Raw genomic sequence first — 16,583 nt, forward strand, 5'->3', positions numbered from 1 at the left:
GAGTGCTGCCACCGTCAGTGGAAATCACGCGAGGTGTGACGGACGGTGACGGGCAGCGGCTCGACGAGATCGGCGAGGAGGTTCGTGACCCCCTCGGGCGAGCGTTCGAGGATGCCGCGGACGATGAGGCCCGGGGCCTCACGGATGAACCGCCGATAGCGCGTCCAGACCCCGGCGGTGCAGATGACATTGACCAGGCCGTGCTCGTCCTCGAGGTTGACGAAGGTGACCCCCGAGGCGGTGGACGGTCGTTGCCGGTGGGTGACCAGCCCGGCGACGCGGATCCGGCGTCCGGGCTCGACGGTCCGCAGCGCAGCCGAGGTCAGCACGCCGCGAGCGTCGAGGCTCTGCCGGAGGTGGGCGAGCAGGTGGTCGGACGTCGCGATCCCGGTCGCCCAGAGGTCGTCGGCAAGGACCTCGAAGCCGGTCGGGTCGTCGAACAGCGGCGGTTGCAGCGGCGCGACCATGCCCGGCAGGCTTCCGGCCTGGTCCAGCGCGGCGGTACCGGCTCGCCACAGCGCCTGCCGACGACTCAGGCCGAGCCCGTCGAAAGCGCCGGCGGTGGCCAACGCCGACAACTGCTCCTCGGACAGCCCGGCACGCCGGGCAAGATCCTCCAACGAGGTGTACGACCCGCCGGCCCCTCGCTCGGCGACGATGCGCCCGGCCACCTTCAGCCCGATCCCCCGGACACCGGACAGGCCGAGCCGGACGGCGAACCGGCCGTCGCGGCGATGCGTCGCCGCGACATCGGGGGCTGCGGGGTCGTACTCCCCCACCGGCGGCTGCTCGGAATCCAGACACGAGTCGAGGCCGGTGGGGGCCCGGCATTCGTCGAACGCCTCCAGACCGGCATCGACCCCCGAACGCTGCAGGTCGGGTCTGTGCACCTCGACGCCGTGGCGGCGGGCGTCGGCCGTCAGCGTGGCCGGTGAGTAGAACCCCATCGGCTGGGCGCGCAGCAGCCCGGCCAGAAAAGCGGCCGGATAGTGCAGCTTCAGCCAGGAACTGGCGTACACCAGCAACGCGAAGCTCAGTGAGTGGGACTCGGCGAATCCGAAGTTCGCGAACGCCTTGATCTGGGCGTAGAGCTGCTCGGCGGCCTCGCCGGTCAGTCCGTTGCGAGCCATCCCCGCGAAGAGTTTCTGCTCCAAGGACTCGATGCGCTCGATCCCTCGCTTGGAACCCATCGCCCGGCGCAGCAGATCGGCGTCTTCACCGCTGCACTCCCCCACCGCCATCGCCATCTGCATCAGTTGTTCCTGGAAGATCGGCACGCCGAGGGTGCGCTTCAGAACCGGCTCCAGCTTGGGGTGGGGGTAGGCGACCGGCTCCTGGCCGAGCCTGCGGCGGACGAACGGGTGCACCGCCCCGCCCTGGATCGGGCCCGGCCGGATCAGGGCGATCTCGATGACCAGGTCGTAGAACGCCCGGGGCCGGAGCCGGGGCAGCAACCCCATCTGGGCGCGGGACTCCACCTGGAACACCCCGATCGCATCGGCCCGGCAGAGCATGTCGTAGACGGCCCCCTCCTCCTTGGGGATGTTCGCCAGGTTCCAGGCCTCGCCGGTGCCGTCGCGGACGATGGTGAAGCAGTGCTGCAGCGCGGCGAGCATGCCCAGACCGAGCAGGTCGAACTTCACCAGCCCCATCCAGGCGGCATCGTCCTTGTCCCATTGGATCACCGTCCGGTCGGCCATCCGGGCGTGCTCGATCGGCACCACCTCCCCCACCGGGCGTTCGGTGAGCACCATGCCGCCGGAGTGGATGCCCAGATGGCGGGGGGCCTTCAGCAACTGGGCGGCCAGCTCGACCACGTCCGGCGGGACGTCCGGCGGCTGCCCTGTCCCGTCGGAGGGCTCCGGCAGCGTCCAGTGCTCGACCCGGCGCGCGAAGGCGTCCTGCTGACCGGGTGAGTAGCCGAGTGCCTTGGCGACATCGCGGACGGCGTTCTTCGGCCGGTACTGGATGACGTTGCAGACCTGGGCGGCGCGCGTGCGCCCGTAGCGCTCGAACACCCACTGGATGATCTCCTCGCGACGGTCGGAGTCGAAGTCCACGTCGATGTCGGGCTCCTCGTCGCGCAGCGCCGACAGGAAGCGCTCGAAGGGCAGGCCATAGCGGATGGAGTCCACCGCCGTGATGCCCAGCAGGTAGCAGATCGCCGAGTTGGCGGCAGACCCCCGGCCCTGGCACAGGATGCCGCGCCGCTGGGCCTCGGCGACGATGTCGTGCACGATCAGGAAGTAGCCGGGGAAATCCTTGGTCTCAATCACCGTCAGCTCGCGTTCGATCCGCGCCCGGCCGGCGTCGTCCAGTCGCGGATACTTCTCGGGGATCGCCCGTCGGACCAGCTCCCGCAGCCAGGACATCGGGGTGTGTCCTTCCGGCACCTCCTGCTTCGGCAGTGCGGGCCTGGCCCGGCGCAGCGGGAAGGCCAGTTCGTCGGCGAGTTCGACGGTGCGCTCCACGGCGCCCGGATAGCGGGAGAACAGCCGGCGCATCTCGGCGCCTGAGCGCAGGAAGGCCGTCCCGGCGGCCGGCAGCCAGCCGTCCAGGTCGTCCAGGCTCCGGTTCGCCCGGATCGCCGCGACGGTCTGGGCGAGCGGGTGCTGTGCGGGGGTGGCGTAGTGCACGTTCCCGGTCGCGAGGGCGGGCAGTCCGCGAGTGTCGGCAAGCGCGGCCAGCGCATCGTTGTGGGACGAATCCACGGGGTGGCCGTGGTCGGTCAGCTCCACGTACACCTGCCGACGGCCGAAGAGATCGACCAGGGCGTCCAGCTCCTGCCCTGCCCCCTCGGTGTCGCCGGCGAGCAGCCGTTGGCGTACCGCACCCTTGCGGCAGCCGGTCAGCACCGCCCAGTGCCCGTCGGCGGCACTGGCCAGCCCGGCCGGATCGTAGACCGGCCGCCCTTTCTCGGCCCCGGCGAGCTGGGCGGTGGTGATCGCCCCGGCGAGCCGGTGGTAGCCCTCCTCTCCGGCGGCCAGCACCAGCAGATGGGTGCCCTCCGGGTCGGGGCGGCCGGTCTGCGGGGCAGACAGGCCCAACGACAGTTCGGCTCCGAAGACCGTCTTCACCCCGGTGGGCTCGGCGGCCTCGGCGAACCGGGCGACCCCGTAGAGCCCGTCGTGGTCGGTGAGCGCCAGCGCGTGCAGTCCGAGCCGTTCGGCCTCGACGATCAGGTCGGCCGGCGAGGAGGCGCCGTCGAGGAAGGAGAAGGAGGAATGCGCGTGCAGTTCGGCATACGGGACGGCGTCCTGCGGCCGCACGACCGGCGGCGGGAGATAGGGGCCGCGTTTGCGGGAGAAGGGGACGTCCGCCTCGGGCCCCGAGGGCGGACGCGGACCGGTCAGCGTGCGTCGCAGCTCGGACCAGGGCATCGGCGGGTTGTGGAAGCCCATCAGTCGTACCTCCCTTCGGCACGCCACCTGCCGGCGTCGTCGCACAGCAGCAGCCAGGCGGTCTGGGCGTCGTCGATCACCTGGAACCGGTGCGCTCGGCGTCGCCGGGCGGGATCCCAGGTGTGCTCGTCCATCGGCCAAGGCCCTGCCCAGGCGGTGATCGGCCGGTGCCGTCCGGCGTCGACCAGTACGGCGGGCGGAGCCGAGAGGACGCCGCGACCGTCCACGCAGACACCGGACCCGTCGGCGGCGAGGACGGCCATGTCCCGGGGGTCGCCGAACACGGTCGCCGGCAACGGCGCCGGCACGTGACCGGGCCAGGGACGGTCCGGCGGCAGCGACGACACCACTCGGTCCCCCCACGGGACGAGCACCTGGCGTTCGGCCAGCCACCGACCGCCGCCGATCACCGCGGTGGCCACGCCGTCCGCACCCAGCATCGCCTGTACCCGGGACAGGGCGTGGTGCACCCGCTCGTCGGGACCGGTGCCGAACAGCCCCGGGGTGTGGTGGGCGACGGCGTCCACCGCGACCGGCTCCAGTCGTACCCGCACCACGCCGCTGCCGATCTGGCTGCCGACGGCCTGTACCTGCCAGCGCACCCGGTCGACAATGGCTGCGGGGTCGAACGCGGCGGGATGCAGCCACACCCGCTCGGAGCGCTCGCCCTCCTCGGCCACCAGCCCCACCCGCATCTCGGTGCACACCAGGTGGTGCTCGGCCAGCCCTGCGGTGAAGCTCTCGGCGGTTGCCCGCACGGCGAACGCGACCTGGTCGACCAGATCCAGCGGCGGGGAGAACTCGACCTGCCGAGCCAGATCGAGGGGCGGGACGCGCGGCTGTATGGGGCGGGAATCCCGCCCTCCGGCCAGGTCGTGCAGCCGGGCGCCGCGTTCGCCGAAGCGATCCCGCACCAGCTCCGCGTCGAGCGTGGCGAACTCCCCCAGCCGGTGGACGCCGAGGCGCGGCAGCAGATCGGCCAGCTCGGCGTCACCGAGCCGGCTCACCGGCAGGGGCGCCAGGAAGTCGGCAGCCATGCCCGGGGGGACGACTCGGACCGGCTCGGGGTCGTAGGCGGCCTGTTCAGCGGTGAACACCCCATCGGCGATCCCGGCCCGGAGTTCGGTCACTCCGGCGTCCGTCATGGCAGCGAGAAGGGCCGCAACCGCCGGCTTCTCGCCGCCGTAATACCGGGCAGGACCTCGCATCCGGAGCGCGACGAGCCCTGGACGGATCACCTGGATGCCGGGGCTCACCTGCTCCAGCCGGTCCACCAGTGGCGTGAACAGCCGGTGGTCGCGGTCGGTGTCCGCAGGAACCACCTGCAGCGCCGGGCAGCAGGTTTGCGCCTCTCGTCGTCGCTGGCCGCTGCGCACCCCCTCGGCGTGGGCGGACGCGGAGCAGGAGACCACGCGGTTGGCCTCGACCACGGCGACCGGGTCGCCGACGCTGCCGCCTTCGGCCTGTGCCCAGGCGGTCACCGGCCATTCGGGAAACCACAGCACGCAGCAGCGCGCCGGCTGGGTCGACCCGGCCATCACCCCACCGCCCTCAGCCGCCCGGCGGCGGGGGCAAGCGGTGCCACCACGTTCAGCCGCCCGTCGGCGCCGGGCAGCAGCAACCGGGCGCTACGCGGCCGGGGATCGCGCCGGGAGGTGATGGTCAGCGTCGCCTCACGTCCGGTCAGGTGGCCGTGGCCGGCACCCACACCGGACCAGCGCGGCGCATCCACGCGCAGCGCCGCCTCGGCGCGTGGCCATTCCCCGACCACCAGCAAGGCGGCCCCACGGTCCCGGAGCCGGGCCGCCAGCCGGGCCGCGTCCGCCGGGCTCACCGCGTTGCCGGGATGCACGGCGATCACGCTCAGCACTTCGGCCAGCGCGGCGACCACCGACAGCCACCGCCGCCCCGGTGCGGGGACCAGCACCAGCCGGTCCAGCGCCACCCCCGCCTGACCGGCGGCCTCCGCTCCCAGTTCCGGCAGGCCCACCGCTCCGCACCAGGATCCCGCCCTGGACGGTTCGGCCAGCAGGGCGAGCAACAAGACGCCGGCCGTGTCCAGGGTGTAGGCGGATCCCGGCCGCAGACCGGCGTCCGGCAGCAACCCGGCCAGCCCGGGGGGCACGGGGAGCCTCCGCGGCCGGGCGTCCTCGGCCTGGCTGTCCGCCTGGGCGCGCAACTGCCGCATCAGTTCCGGGGTCGGAGATGCTGCGGTCACGGATCGGAAGGACACCCATCCATAATCGAACGACTGTTCGATTCCGTCAAGACGGCGGCGTCCCGCGCCTCGGGAGCTTCGGGTTCCCGCGCGAGACGCCAAGACCATCGACGTCAACGGTCATGAGGCTCCTCTCGGAGAACTCATCGATCCGCGAGTTGCGGGCTGCCACGAAGGCGAGTGTGCATCGTTTGTAGTCGCGGTAGCTTTTGATGTCTCCGGGAGTCGCCTTGGTGCTGAAGTCGTCACAGGGAAGAAAGAACCGCACCGCACCACTGCTATCAACAAGATCTCCGAGCAGGAAAAAATCTATAAATCCTTCAAAGCTCTCGAAGAGCGAAAAGAACTTCGCGTACGCGATCAGCGTGGAAGCCATAGGGCTGTCGAGACCCCGGTAGTGACGGCGGATGCACTCCAAGGTGAGATCCATGCGGTCAGCGATGCGGGCGTTGAACCCTCGTTCGACGTTGATTGTCCTTCGCCCGCCGGCCGGAACTCCGGGCCAGATCATCATGCCGCCCATCGTGTACCCGAGCGAGCGGAATTCCTCTCGCTCCGATTCCGGCAGTTGGCCCACGATGGCCTGCATTCGAACCCAGCGGGTGTAGGTGGGGATCACCGAGTCGCTCGAAAGGGTGAAATCGCCAAGTTCCGAGCTGTGGGAGAGGTAGCGGCCCGGCACCGACTGATCGAGGTCGAACACGTGTCCCGACGGCAGTGGCTTGCTCCACAGCAACCGGTGGTAGCGGCGCAGCGTCGGGCTGAACGCGTCGGGATCTCGACCCGGTGGAGTGTCGATGCGAAAGTCGAAGGTCGTGTCGATGAGTGCGGTCGCTCGACCTGGTCCGGGACCGGGCCTTGCTGTCGTCATGGTTCTCCTCCACATGCCGTCCGGCCGCCGCGCCTGCGTCCGGAGCGGCCGCGCTGCCAGCGCCATTCTCGTCCACCGTGGCAGGAACCGGACTTCCTCGAACTGATATGACCGTACAACTTGCCTGTTACGATGAGGTCATGCCACGGCAGGTGGAGTCAGAGCAGCAGCGCAGCCGCTCCGGGCGCAGGGCGGTGGCACCGGATCGTCGAACGGCAGTCGGGATCCGACGGCAAGCCGGAGGGCAGCACGCATGACGGTCTCACTGGAGAAGGCAGCGCCGACCACGCCGAAACGCAGGTTCCCTCTGTCGACCTTCGCGGCCAAGGTGGTGATGGCCGTCACCGGCATCGTCTTCGCGGCATTCGTGTTCGTGCACATGGTCGGCAATCTCAAGGTGTTCTTCGGCGCCGACCACTTCAACGAGTACGCCGCCTGGCTGCGTGACGCGTTCACACCCCTGCTCCCCCACGAAGGTCTGTTGTGGATCCTGCGAGCCGTGCTGCTCGCCGCCCTCGTCGCACACGTGGGCTGCGCGATCCTCGTCGCGATCCGTGGCCGCCGGGCCCGCGGCCCCCACCGCCGCCGGGCACTGCCGCTGCGCACCTTCGGCACCAGGACGATGCTCGTCACCGGGATCGTGCTCTTCCTGTTCCTCGTCTTCCACCTCCTCGACCTGACGATCGGTGCGCCGCCGGCGGCGACCGACGTGTTCGAGCACGGGGATGCCTACGCGAACCTGGTCGCGAGCTTCCGGCGGCCGTGGGCGGCCGCGGTCTACATCGCCGCGATGCTCGCGCTGGTCCTGCACCTCGTGCACGGGCTGTGGCTTTCCGCCCACGACCTCGGAGTGACCGGAAAACGCGTGCGTGCCGTCTGGAAGGTGCTCGGCTTCGCGGTCGCGCTCGTCGTCGCCGTGGGCAACACGTCCATCCCTCTGTTCATCCTGCTGGGAGTAGTCCGATGACCTTCGACGTCGCGTCGCAACGATCACGGGCCGACGAGGAGAAGGTGCTCGACGCCCTGCGCTCGATCGGTGGGGACATCTCCGGCATCGGTCCGAGCGATGTGCCCCCGGCCCAGGTCTGGGACGAGCGCAAGCTCGCCTACCGGCTCGTCTCGCCCCTGAACCGACGTACGTTCACCGTCATCGTCGTCGGCACCGGACTTGCAGGTGCCGGCTGTGCGGCCGCGCTCGGTGAGCTCGGGTACGACGTCTCCGCGTTCACCTTCCACGACGCGCCGCGCCGTGCCCACTCGGTCGCCGCCCAGGGTGGCATCAACGCGGCCCGCGGGCGCAAGATCGACAACGACTCCCTTGCGCGCTTCGTGAAGGACACCGTCAAAGGGGGCGACTTCCGCGGGCGTGAGGCCGATGCGTGGCGGCTCGGCGAGGAGAGCGTTCGCGTCATCGACCATCTCGACGCGCTCGGCGCGCCCTTCGCCCGGGAGTACGGCGGTCAGCTCGCCACCCGATCCTTCGGCGGTGTCCAGGTCTCACGCACCTACTACACACGCGGCCAGACCGGCCAGCAGTTGCAGGTCGCGTCGTCCCAGGCGCTCCTGCGGCAGGTGGCGGCGGGTCGTGTGACGCTGCACACCCGCTCGGAGATGCTCGACCTGATCGTCGTCGACGGACGAGCACAGGGCATCGTCGTGCGGGATCTCGTCACGGGTGCCATCACCGCGCACACCGCTCACGCCGTGGTGCTCGCCACCGGGGGGTACGGGAACGTCTTCTTCAAGTCGACGCTCGCGAAGAACTCGAACGCCACCGCCGCCTTCCGGGCGCACCGGCGCGGCGCCTACTTCGCGAACCCCGCCTTCATCCAGTTCCATCCGACCGCGCTGCCCATGTCGGGCCCGTGGCAGTCGAAGACCATCCTGATGAGCGAGTCGCTGCGCAACGACGGACGCATCTGGGTGCCGGTGCGCGCCGGCGACACCCGCCCGCCGGATCAGATCCCGCAGGACGAGCGCGACTACTACCTCGAGCGGCGGTACCCGGCCTACGGAAACCTCGCCCCCCGCGACGTCGCGAGCCGGGCCGCCCGCACCGAGATCGTCGCCGGGCGGGGCGTCGGCCCGCTGCGCAACTCGGTCTATCTCGACTTCCACGACGCCGTCGCCCGGCTGGGTGCGAAGACCATCGCCGAGCGCTACGGCAACCTCTTCGAGATGTACGAGGACGCGACGGGCGAGAACCCGTACGAGGTTCCGATGCGCATCGCGCCCGGAGCGCATTTCGCGATGGGCGGACTGTGGTCCGACTACGACATGATGACCTCCATCCCGGGTCTGTTCGTCGGCGGCGAGGCCGGGTGGGGCTATCACGGGGCGAACCGGCTCGGTGCCAACTCGCTGCTGTCGGCGTGCGTGGACGGCTGGTTCACGCTGCCCTACTCGGTGCCGGACTACTTGGCCGGGCTGCTGGGCAGTCCCCGGCTCGCCGCTGACGATGCGGCGGCGCTCGCGGCCGTCGACGAGGTGCGCACGACGATCCAGGCGCTCGTCGACATCGGGGGGACTCAAGGCCCCGACCGCTTCCATCGGCGCCTGGGAGAACTCCTCTACGACGTGTGCGGTGTGAGCCGTTCGGGTCAGCAGCTCACCGCGGGGATCCGCGGCATCCAGGAACTGCGGCGGGAGTTCACCGCCGACCTTCGTGTCCAGGGCGATGGCGAATCCCTCAATCAGGAACTCGAGCGCGCCGGGCGCGTGGCCGACTACCTCGACCTTGCCGAGCTCATGTGCATCGATGCCCTGGATCGTGACGAGTCGTGTGGTGCGCACTTCCGTGTCGAGCATCAGACGCCCGACGGCGAGGCCAGCCGGGATGACGAGCACTGGATGTTCGCCTCCGCGTGGGAACGCACGCCGGCGGGCGGCTACGTGCGACACCAGGAGCCGCTCTCGTACGTCTCGGTTCCCCTCGCGACGAGGAGTTACAAGTGAAGCTCACCCTCAGGATCTGGCGGCAGGCGTCCACCGACAGCGAGGGCGCGTTCGCCGACTACGAACTCGACGAGGTCACTCCGGAGTTCTCGCTGCTCGAAGCCCTCGACAAGCTCAACGACGATCTCGTGGCCCGGGGCCGGGATCCGATCGTGTTCGACTCCGACTGCCGCGAAGGGATCTGCGGATCCTGCGGGATCGCCGTGGACGGGGTGCCGCACGGGCCGAAGCCCAACACGCCGTCCTGCCGGCAGCATCTGCGGAGCTTCCAGGACGGGCAGACGGTCGTCCTCGAGCCTTTTCGCGCACGCTCCTACCCGGTCGTGCGCGATCTCGCGGTCGACCGCTCGGGGCTCGATCGCATCATCACGGCGGGCGGTTTCGTCTCCGTCGACGCGGGCACGGCGGCCGACGCCGACGCACATCAGTTCGCCCATCAGCGGGCGGAATGGGCGCTCGACATGGCGGCCTGCATCGGCTGCGGCGCCTGCGTCGCGGCGTGCCCCAACGCCTCGGTGAGCCTGTTCACGGGAGCCAAGCTCCTGCATCTGGCCACGGTGCCCACGACGGGGCAGGAGCGCGCCCGCCGTGCGGCGGACATGGTCGAAGCCTCCGAGAAGGAGTTCGGCCCGTGTTCGGTGTACGGGGAGTGCGTGGCGGTGTGCCCGGCAGGCATCCCCCTGACGGCGATCGCCGGCGTCAATCGGGAGCGATTGCGCTCCGTGAGGCGGGGACGCAACCGCGACGATTAGCGGCGTCGGTGATTCGTGACCCACGCCGCATCCGACGCATCATGACGTGACGGTCCGGCGTCCACCGCAGGCAACGTCCCGCTCCGGCGTCACGATTCCTACGGGCCATCACCGCCAGGGCGCGATCTGCACCGGTGTTCCCGCAGCGCGCGCCCCTCGGTCATGCCTGTCGGACAGCGTGGCGGATGTAGATCACGCCGTTGCCGAACCGTCGGTGGTCCAGCAACTCGAGGTCGAGTCGCATGCCCCGAGGCAGAGCGGGCTTACCGCCACCGACGACGACCGGGCACAGCAGCAGCACGCACTCGTCCACCAGGCCGTGCCGGAATGCCTCCGCCGCGATCCCCGCGCCGCCGATGCTCAGGTCCGAGCTGGAGGTCTCCTTGAGCCATCGCACCGCGGCGGGGTCGAACCGCCGCTGGATGGTGGTGCGCGCGGTCGAGACGTCGGCGAGCGACGAGGAGTAGACGACCTTGTCGGTGTCACGCCAGATCCCGGCGTACTCGCGGACCACCGCGGGCTCGTTCGTCAACCAGTCATCGCTCTCCCACACCCGCATCGTCTCGTACATGCGCCGTCCGTAGAGCGAGGTGCCGATGCGGCGCTCGTGTTCGTTCCAGAACGCGTGCACGTCCTCGTCGGGCACGGACCAGTCGAACGAACCGGTCTCGTCCTCGAGGAAGCCGTCGAGTGAGATGTTGGCCGCGTAGATCAGCGTGCCCATGGAACCCTCCGTCCGGTCGAGGCTTACAGCGTGCAGCGTTCCGCCGACACCGGCAACGCCCTCCGCCGAGGCCGGGTGCCACCCGCGCCGACGCCGGTCGTTCGCGCAACCGGGTCGATCCGGTTCCGCCGGGGCTGTGCGCCGCGTTGCGCGGTCTTTTGTACCGAATGCCGCCGATCGGAGCGACCTGGCCGCCTGGCTGCGGAGTTATGCACCCATTGAGCCTGTTGAGCCCCCGCATCGGGTACAGAACTCCGCGGTCGAGCTCCGTTCCGGCCTGGATGGTGGCCAGAAGGTACACAATTCCGCGGATCCCGGCCCACCGACCTCCCCGAGGGGTGAGAAGCACGGGGGTCTTGGCGGCGACCGCCACCGGGCCGCGTCGCCGGCAGAGCGCCGGGCGCTCCACCGGTGCGGCGGCCACGACTCCCGGTGTAGACCCACGCGAGATCGTGCCGGATGCGGCCGCTCCCGCCGCTGAACGAGTGGATCCTGGGGCCACCCGGGCCGGATCCGTCCGGGTGCCTGCCGTGCGAACGCGGGCGGACGACTCAGCGCCCTTGGGGCCGAGACGCCGAGGCGAGGGTGAGGAACTCGGTGACGTCGGCGATCGCGATCCCCGCGATCCCGATCTTCCGCTCGGCGGTGGAGGTGAACACGCTTCCGTCGATCACCGCGGCGACCAGCGTCGCCGAGATGTCGGCGTGCCCTCCCCCATCCAGCAGCTCGCGGACCTGCCGATCGACGCCGTGGCGCAACTGGACCAGCCGATCCGACAGCGCCGGGCTTTCGCGGCCGCAATCCGCGACCCAGCCGATCGTGCCGCGAAGGGCGTCGTCGTCGAGCCGCGGGCCGTCGCAGGCCAGCAGCAGGAGCCTGGCGAGATCCTCCCGGCCGGGGCGACGCTCCCGAGCCTCCTGGATCGCCGCCTGTGCGGACGCAGACCGGTCCTGGTCGAGACGGTCCACGCACGCGAGCAACAGTGCTTCGCGGGTCTCGTAGTAATAGCGGATCGCACCGAGCGCGACCCCCGCCTCGGCGGCCACCGAGCGATGGCTCACCGCAGCCATTCCGGAGCGCACCAGGAGCCGGATCGCGGCGTCGAGGATTGCTCCCCGTCGGCGAATCGCACGCTCCTGCTCGACCTTCGCCTGTTGTGCCATCGGACGATGGTAGCCGATGAAGCTGTACGAACGTATTAGTCCCTGGACCGGTCCTCCGGGTGACGCCGTACTCACGCTCGCCAACGCGCACGACCCGGTGCTGCTGCCGTCGGCCGTCGCGGCGGGGCCGCTGGGCGCGTGGTCCTACAGCGTCGTCATGCGGCCGTCGGCCTCGACGGCGCCGTGGGCACCGAGCACCGCCCCGAGGACATCCGGGTACGGCTTGATCTGGCGGATGGAGACGCCGCCCATGCCATTGGTCAGCGTCCTCCTCCGGCCGTCGGTGTAGGTGAAGGCGCCCTGGACGTTGTCCCAGTTGAGGGTTGCGACCGGGGTGCTGGGTGCTTTGCCGGTGACTCCCCACACCGTGGCTCCGACGACGTCGGAGGAGAGTTCGAGGACGCCGGCCTCGGTCTCGAAGCGGACGCGGTAGCGGGTCGGGATGAACGCGCCGAGCTGCGGCAGCCAGGCCCACTCCTCGTGCTCGATGGCGAAGTCACCCGCAGGCAGGTACAGGCCGTCGCCGGGCAGGTTGATCGAGAAGTCCTTCTGGCCGAGTTTCATGTCGTACATCGACCCGTGGGCCTCGTCGAAGTGGAACCACGCCCAGTCCTCCCAGCCGCCGATCTCCGCCGCCGAGGAGTCCACCGCGACATAGCGTTCGCGAATGCCCGTGCCGACGATGTCCACCTCGCGGCCCGCGATCGTGAGCTTGCCCTCGACCCTGCCGGACCAGTTGTACCCGTAGGCGATGGAATGCGGGGTGAGGTAGGACGGCGTCTCCTTGCCGTACCACGTCGGGTAGCCCGTGCCCTGGTGCACGAACTCGGCCCTGATGCCCTTCTCGGCGTCCTCGATGGTGTAGTGCCAACTGTGGTCGTCCCGGCAGATCACCTGGAAGCCGGGCAGCCTCACCGTGACCTCGTGGTCGGAGCGTTCGACCTGCAGCGTCCCCGCAGGGTGGGTGTGGCGCGCGGCCACGCCGACCGACGGGAAGTCCGCGACCTTGAAGATCGAACCGGGAAGCTGCCGCACGGTGCCGGTCTCCCAGCTCGCCTCGATGTTCCACATGTCGACGCCTTCCAGCCCGAGGATGAGTGGGGACGTCCCGAACCAGTAGGTGTTGCCGTCGTCGCCGCGGGCGACCACGGAGCACAGCCAGTCCAGGAACGGCGCGTCGCGCGCGTCGGCGGGAATGCCGTGGCCCTCCCAGTCCAAAGTGACCTTGGGATCATCGACGATCATTGTGTTCTCCTTCTCTTCGTTGTGGATGGGGGAGGTTGTGGCGCCTCGCTCCGATGGCGTTCTTTCCCCGCCGGGCGGGGGCTAGGCGTACAGCAGGTGGGCACCGCGCTCGCTGGCGGCGTACACGGTCGCGTAGGCGGCCTCGAGGGCGGGCGCGACCTTCCCGGTGCGAGTGCGCCTGACGGCGGCATTGGCCAGGAAGGCGCCGAGCCAGGTGAGCAGGCCGAGAGCGCCGAGGACGACCATCACGATGGTCAGGCCCGCGGTCAGCGAGAAGACCGAGCCCGCCAGCAGCGCGGCACCGATCAGGCCCAGCCCCAGGCTCGCGGCGTTCGCACGGTTGTGCGCGGAGCGTTCGAGGCGGTCGATGTCGGCGAGAGCGGCCTCGGCCTGGTGCTGCAGCCCGACGACCTCGGCGCGGTTGGCGATGTGGCGGTCGCGCTTGAGCCGCAACGTGATGGTGTTGGCCTGTGGGGTCGAGTCCTCCACCGCGCGGTACATCCGGCCCACGAGGGGGACGCTGCGAGCGAGGCTGTCGGGCAGCGGCCGGGGCGTATCGGCATCGAGCGGGTCCTCGCGCACCTCCACCGTCCAGCCGAAGGTGCGGTACGTGTCTGCGTAGAGTCCCTCCCGGTCGCGGTCGACACGGATGGTGGCGTATTCGTAGGTGGTGGCGGTCGAGATGTTCATGATCCGTCTGTCCTTGTCGTTGTGCGATGTGGTGCCCATCGGTCCTGTGAGGACGACGTCGGGCGCGGGCCTCCGAGCCGAGTCGAGCCGGCCTTCTGCGGGTGATGCAGCCGGGATTCGACGGTCGGCGAGGCAGGTGTCAGAGTCGTCGGTTCCTGGTGGCCGCGACGACGGCCACGACCGCGACGATGATCCCGGCGATCGCGAGCATCGGTCACTTCCCGCGCTTCACGACCGCCGTGACGAGCGCGGCGACGATGACGACGGCGACGATGGCGATTCCCCAGATGAGCCAGGTGGCCATGATGGATCCCTCCGTGAGGTGTGTGGTGAATGTGAATGGTCGTGTTTCCAGGAGCCGAAAGCGCTGACGTCACATCTCCGAGAGGTCGTTGCGAGGTCTGCTTTCTGTGCCTGTTTCGAGCCTTCCAAGTCCCAAGCGGTGTGGCGTCGTCTGCAGGGAGCGACCTTGTACCGCGTCGGCAGTAGCCCCGCCTACCGCCGATGCCGGTGCTCGTGGGCAGCGGGCGGCGACCGGCCGGTTGTCGTCGTCCGCACGGATGAGATCGGCCACGCCGAATGCAGTAGATGCGGGGTCCGGCTGGAGGTTTCGTCTCCCCCGTCGCGTCCCGAGGATGGGACGCATGCAGATCACAGCGAGGAACCTCACAAAGCGATACGGCAGCAAAGTCGCCGTCGACGACGTGTCCTTCACCGTGCGTGAGGGGCAGGTCACCGGCTTCCTGGGTCCCAACGGCGCGGGCAAGTCCACGACCCTGCGCCTGTTGCTGGGACTTCACCGTCCTGACGCCGGCCGGGTCCTGGTCGACGACCGGCCGCTGGCGGCCTACCCCAACCCCCTCCAGGTCGTGGGCAGTGTGCTGGACGCGAAGGCGTTCAATCCCCGCAACACCCCGCTGCAGCACCTGCTCGCCCAGGCCGCGACGCACGGTCTCGGGCTGCCCCGGGTCGAGGAGCTCCTCGCCGTCACGGGTTTGGCGGGCGTGGCGGGCAAGCCGATCGGCACCTTCTCCCTCGGCATGAGCCAGCGGCTCGGGATCGCGAACGCGCTTGTCGGCGACCCGCAGATCCTTCTGCTGGACGAGCCGATCAACGGTCTCGATCCCGAAGGCGTGCGGTGGGTGCGTGACACCGTCCGCGGACTCGCCGCTGAGGGGCGCACGGTGCTGCTCTCCAGTCACCTGATGGGTGAGATGGCCCAGACCGCCGACCACATCATCGTCATCGGGCGTGGCCGCATTCTCGCCGACGCCCCCGTCGCCGAGATCGTCGCGAACGCGGGCGGCGGTGCGACCCGGGTGCGGAGCCCGCAGGTGGATGACCTGATGGGTCGTCTGGCGGAGCGCGACGTCCAGGTCGAGACCGTCGATCCCCTCACCCGGATCGTCAGCGGTGTGGGCGCCGAGGAGATCGGCCGGGTCGCTGCACGGCACAGGCTCGTCCTGTTCGAGCTGTCGCCCCTTCGCTCCTCGTTGGAGGATGCCTATCTCGATCTCACCGCAGATGCGGTGGAGTACCGGACGGGGATCGCCGCATGAGCGCCGCGCTCACCCTGCCCCGGGTCGGCGCCACCCGGCTCAGCCTCGGCGGACTGGTCCGGGGTGAACTCATCAAGCTGGGCGCCGCCCGCTCCTCGTGGTGGGCGGCCGGCACCACCGTCGCCATGATGGTCGCGATGGCGGTCACGATGGCGCTGAGCGCCGCACCGGGAAGTCCGCTCGACGCGACTGCCGTCGCCGGCGTGGCCACCGGTGGGGTCACCGGAGCCCAGTTCGCCGCGATCGCTCTCGGCGTCCTCACCATCACGACCGAGTTCCGCACGGGCCGCATCCAGAGCACGTTCGCCGCCGACCCCGGACGCACGCGGGTCCTGGCCGCCAAGGCGATCGTCGTCGCCGGGGCGAGCTTCCTCACCACCCTGGCGGCCTCGCTGGCGTGTTTCGTCCTGGCGCACGTTCTCCTGGCGATCATCGGACACGGTGCGACCACCCTGTTCGCCCCGGGGGTCGTGCGCATCTTGTTCGGAGCCGCGGCCTACATGGCCTTCGTCGCGCTCACAGCCCTGGCCGCGGGCACCGTCCTCCGCCGGACGGCGGGTGCCGTCACCGTCGTGCTCCTGGTGCTGTGGGCGGTGCCCGGTACCGCCGTCCTGCTGCCCGGGACCTGGGCGGCCGATGTGGTCGCGTTCCTGCCCGCATCGGCCGGCGCTTCGCTCTACTCCTCCGGCTTCGACGCCGGTGAGTTCGACATCCTCGCCGCCATGACACCGGCCGGCGGCCTGCACCTGGCGCCCTGGCAGGGGCTGCTCGTCGTCCTGGTCTACCTGGCGGGATTCGCCGCAGCCGCGGTGGCCCGCGTCCGGCGGATCGACGTGTAGTCGACCGTCGCCGTCCGGAGAGCCGCTGACGCGGCCCACACCGGGCAGCACCCCGACTCGCGGGCCAGACCGGGAACGCGGCGATCTGTCCGTCCACGGCCGGCCGCCGACCCCCAGGCCCGCCACAGCGCGTCGTTCCGTCGAGCGCCCCTGTCGTTCGTCGGCC

Annotated in this window: 13 protein-coding genes; 5 read left to right on the plus strand and 8 right to left on the minus strand. The window is 70.3% G+C overall.

What is annotated here, in order from left to right; genetic code table 11:
• Nucleotides 1-14 precede the first annotated feature (14 nt).
• The 4 genes from G555_RS0108010 to G555_RS18675 are packed head-to-tail and all read right to left on the minus strand — an operon-like array spanning nucleotide 15 to nucleotide 6,490.
• Nucleotides 15-3,401 (minus strand): error-prone DNA polymerase, encoded by a 3,387-nt coding sequence (locus G555_RS0108010; protein WP_028708486.1) that lies wholly within the window; start codon nucleotides 3,399-3,401, stop codon nucleotides 15-17.
• Nucleotides 3,401-4,939, minus strand: coding sequence for a DNA polymerase Y family protein (locus G555_RS0108015; RefSeq protein WP_028708487.1), 1,539 nt, complete (start codon nucleotides 4,937-4,939; stop codon nucleotides 3,401-3,403). The genes G555_RS0108010 and G555_RS0108015 overlap by 1 nt, the downstream gene beginning before the upstream one ends.
• Nucleotides 4,939-5,619: a hypothetical protein gene (locus G555_RS0108020; RefSeq protein ID WP_211223200.1), complete on the minus strand. Its 681-nt coding sequence runs from the start codon at nucleotides 5,617-5,619 to the stop codon at nucleotides 4,939-4,941. Before G555_RS0108020 ends, G555_RS0108015 begins: the two co-directional genes overlap by 1 nt.
• Nucleotides 5,620-5,665: 46 nt before the next feature.
• Nucleotides 5,666-6,490: a DUF6994 family protein gene (locus G555_RS18675; RefSeq protein ID WP_211223201.1), complete on the minus strand. Its 825-nt coding sequence runs from the start codon at nucleotides 6,488-6,490 to the stop codon at nucleotides 5,666-5,668.
• A 253-nt stretch (nucleotides 6,491-6,743) separates the two neighbouring features.
• On the opposite strand from G555_RS18675, the gene G555_RS0108030 reads away from it, so the two are divergent.
• The 3 genes from G555_RS0108030 to G555_RS0108040 are packed head-to-tail and all read left to right on the plus strand — an operon-like array spanning nucleotide 6,744 to nucleotide 10,197.
• Nucleotides 6,744-7,457 (plus strand): succinate dehydrogenase cytochrome b subunit, encoded by a 714-nt coding sequence (locus G555_RS0108030; RefSeq protein ID WP_036921619.1) that lies wholly within the window; start codon nucleotides 6,744-6,746, stop codon nucleotides 7,455-7,457.
• The gene (locus tag G555_RS0108035; RefSeq protein ID WP_051208567.1) at nucleotides 7,454-9,445 is read left to right on the plus strand and encodes a fumarate reductase/succinate dehydrogenase flavoprotein subunit; all 1,992 of its coding nucleotides are present in this window, start codon (nucleotides 7,454-7,456) and stop codon (nucleotides 9,443-9,445) included. Before G555_RS0108030 ends, G555_RS0108035 begins: the two co-directional genes overlap by 4 nt.
• Nucleotides 9,442-10,197 (plus strand): succinate dehydrogenase/fumarate reductase iron-sulfur subunit, encoded by a 756-nt coding sequence (locus G555_RS0108040; protein ID WP_028708491.1) that lies wholly within the window; start codon nucleotides 9,442-9,444, stop codon nucleotides 10,195-10,197. Before G555_RS0108035 ends, G555_RS0108040 begins: the two co-directional genes overlap by 4 nt.
• A 160-nt stretch (nucleotides 10,198-10,357) precedes the next feature.
• Here the strand turns inward: G555_RS0108040 and G555_RS0108045 are convergent, their stop codons facing one another.
• The 4 genes from G555_RS0108045 to G555_RS0108060 all read right to left on the minus strand — a co-directional run bounded on the left by G555_RS0108045 (nucleotide 10,358) and on the right by G555_RS0108060 (nucleotide 14,058).
• A complete protein-coding gene (locus tag G555_RS0108045; RefSeq protein ID WP_028708492.1) occupies nucleotides 10,358-10,921 on the minus strand; it encodes a dihydrofolate reductase family protein in 564 nt (187 codons plus the stop codon).
• 551 nt (nucleotides 10,922-11,472) lie between these two features.
• Entirely contained in the window at nucleotides 11,473-12,084 is a 612-nt protein-coding gene (locus G555_RS0108050) for a TetR/AcrR family transcriptional regulator (protein WP_028708493.1), read from the minus strand.
• A 144-nt stretch (nucleotides 12,085-12,228) separates the two neighbouring features.
• Nucleotides 12,229-13,329, minus strand: a complete 1,101-nt coding sequence (locus G555_RS0108055; protein WP_028708494.1) for a hypothetical protein — start codon at nucleotides 13,327-13,329, stop codon at nucleotides 12,229-12,231.
• Between the two features lie 81 nt (nucleotides 13,330-13,410).
• Nucleotides 13,411-14,058: a hypothetical protein gene (locus G555_RS0108060; protein ID WP_028708495.1), complete on the minus strand. Its 648-nt coding sequence runs from the start codon at nucleotides 14,056-14,058 to the stop codon at nucleotides 13,411-13,413.
• A gap of 605 nt (nucleotides 14,059-14,663) precedes the next feature.
• On the opposite strand from G555_RS0108060, the gene G555_RS0108070 reads away from it, so the two are divergent.
• Together G555_RS0108070 and G555_RS21185 are read left to right on the plus strand one after the other, a co-directional pair.
• Entirely contained in the window at nucleotides 14,664-15,578 is a 915-nt protein-coding gene (locus tag G555_RS0108070) for an ABC transporter ATP-binding protein (protein WP_036921623.1), read from the plus strand.
• Complete coding sequence (locus G555_RS21185) at nucleotides 15,575-16,417, plus strand: ABC transporter permease (protein ID WP_051208568.1); 843 nt, start codon at nucleotides 15,575-15,577, stop codon at nucleotides 16,415-16,417. Before G555_RS0108070 ends, G555_RS21185 begins: the two co-directional genes overlap by 4 nt.
• Nucleotides 16,418-16,583: the final 166 nt, after the last annotated feature.

This window comes from Propionicicella superfundia DSM 22317 (genome assembly GCF_000423465.1).
Taxonomy (GTDB): domain Bacteria; phylum Actinomycetota; class Actinomycetes; order Propionibacteriales; family Propionibacteriaceae; genus Propionicicella; species Propionicicella superfundia.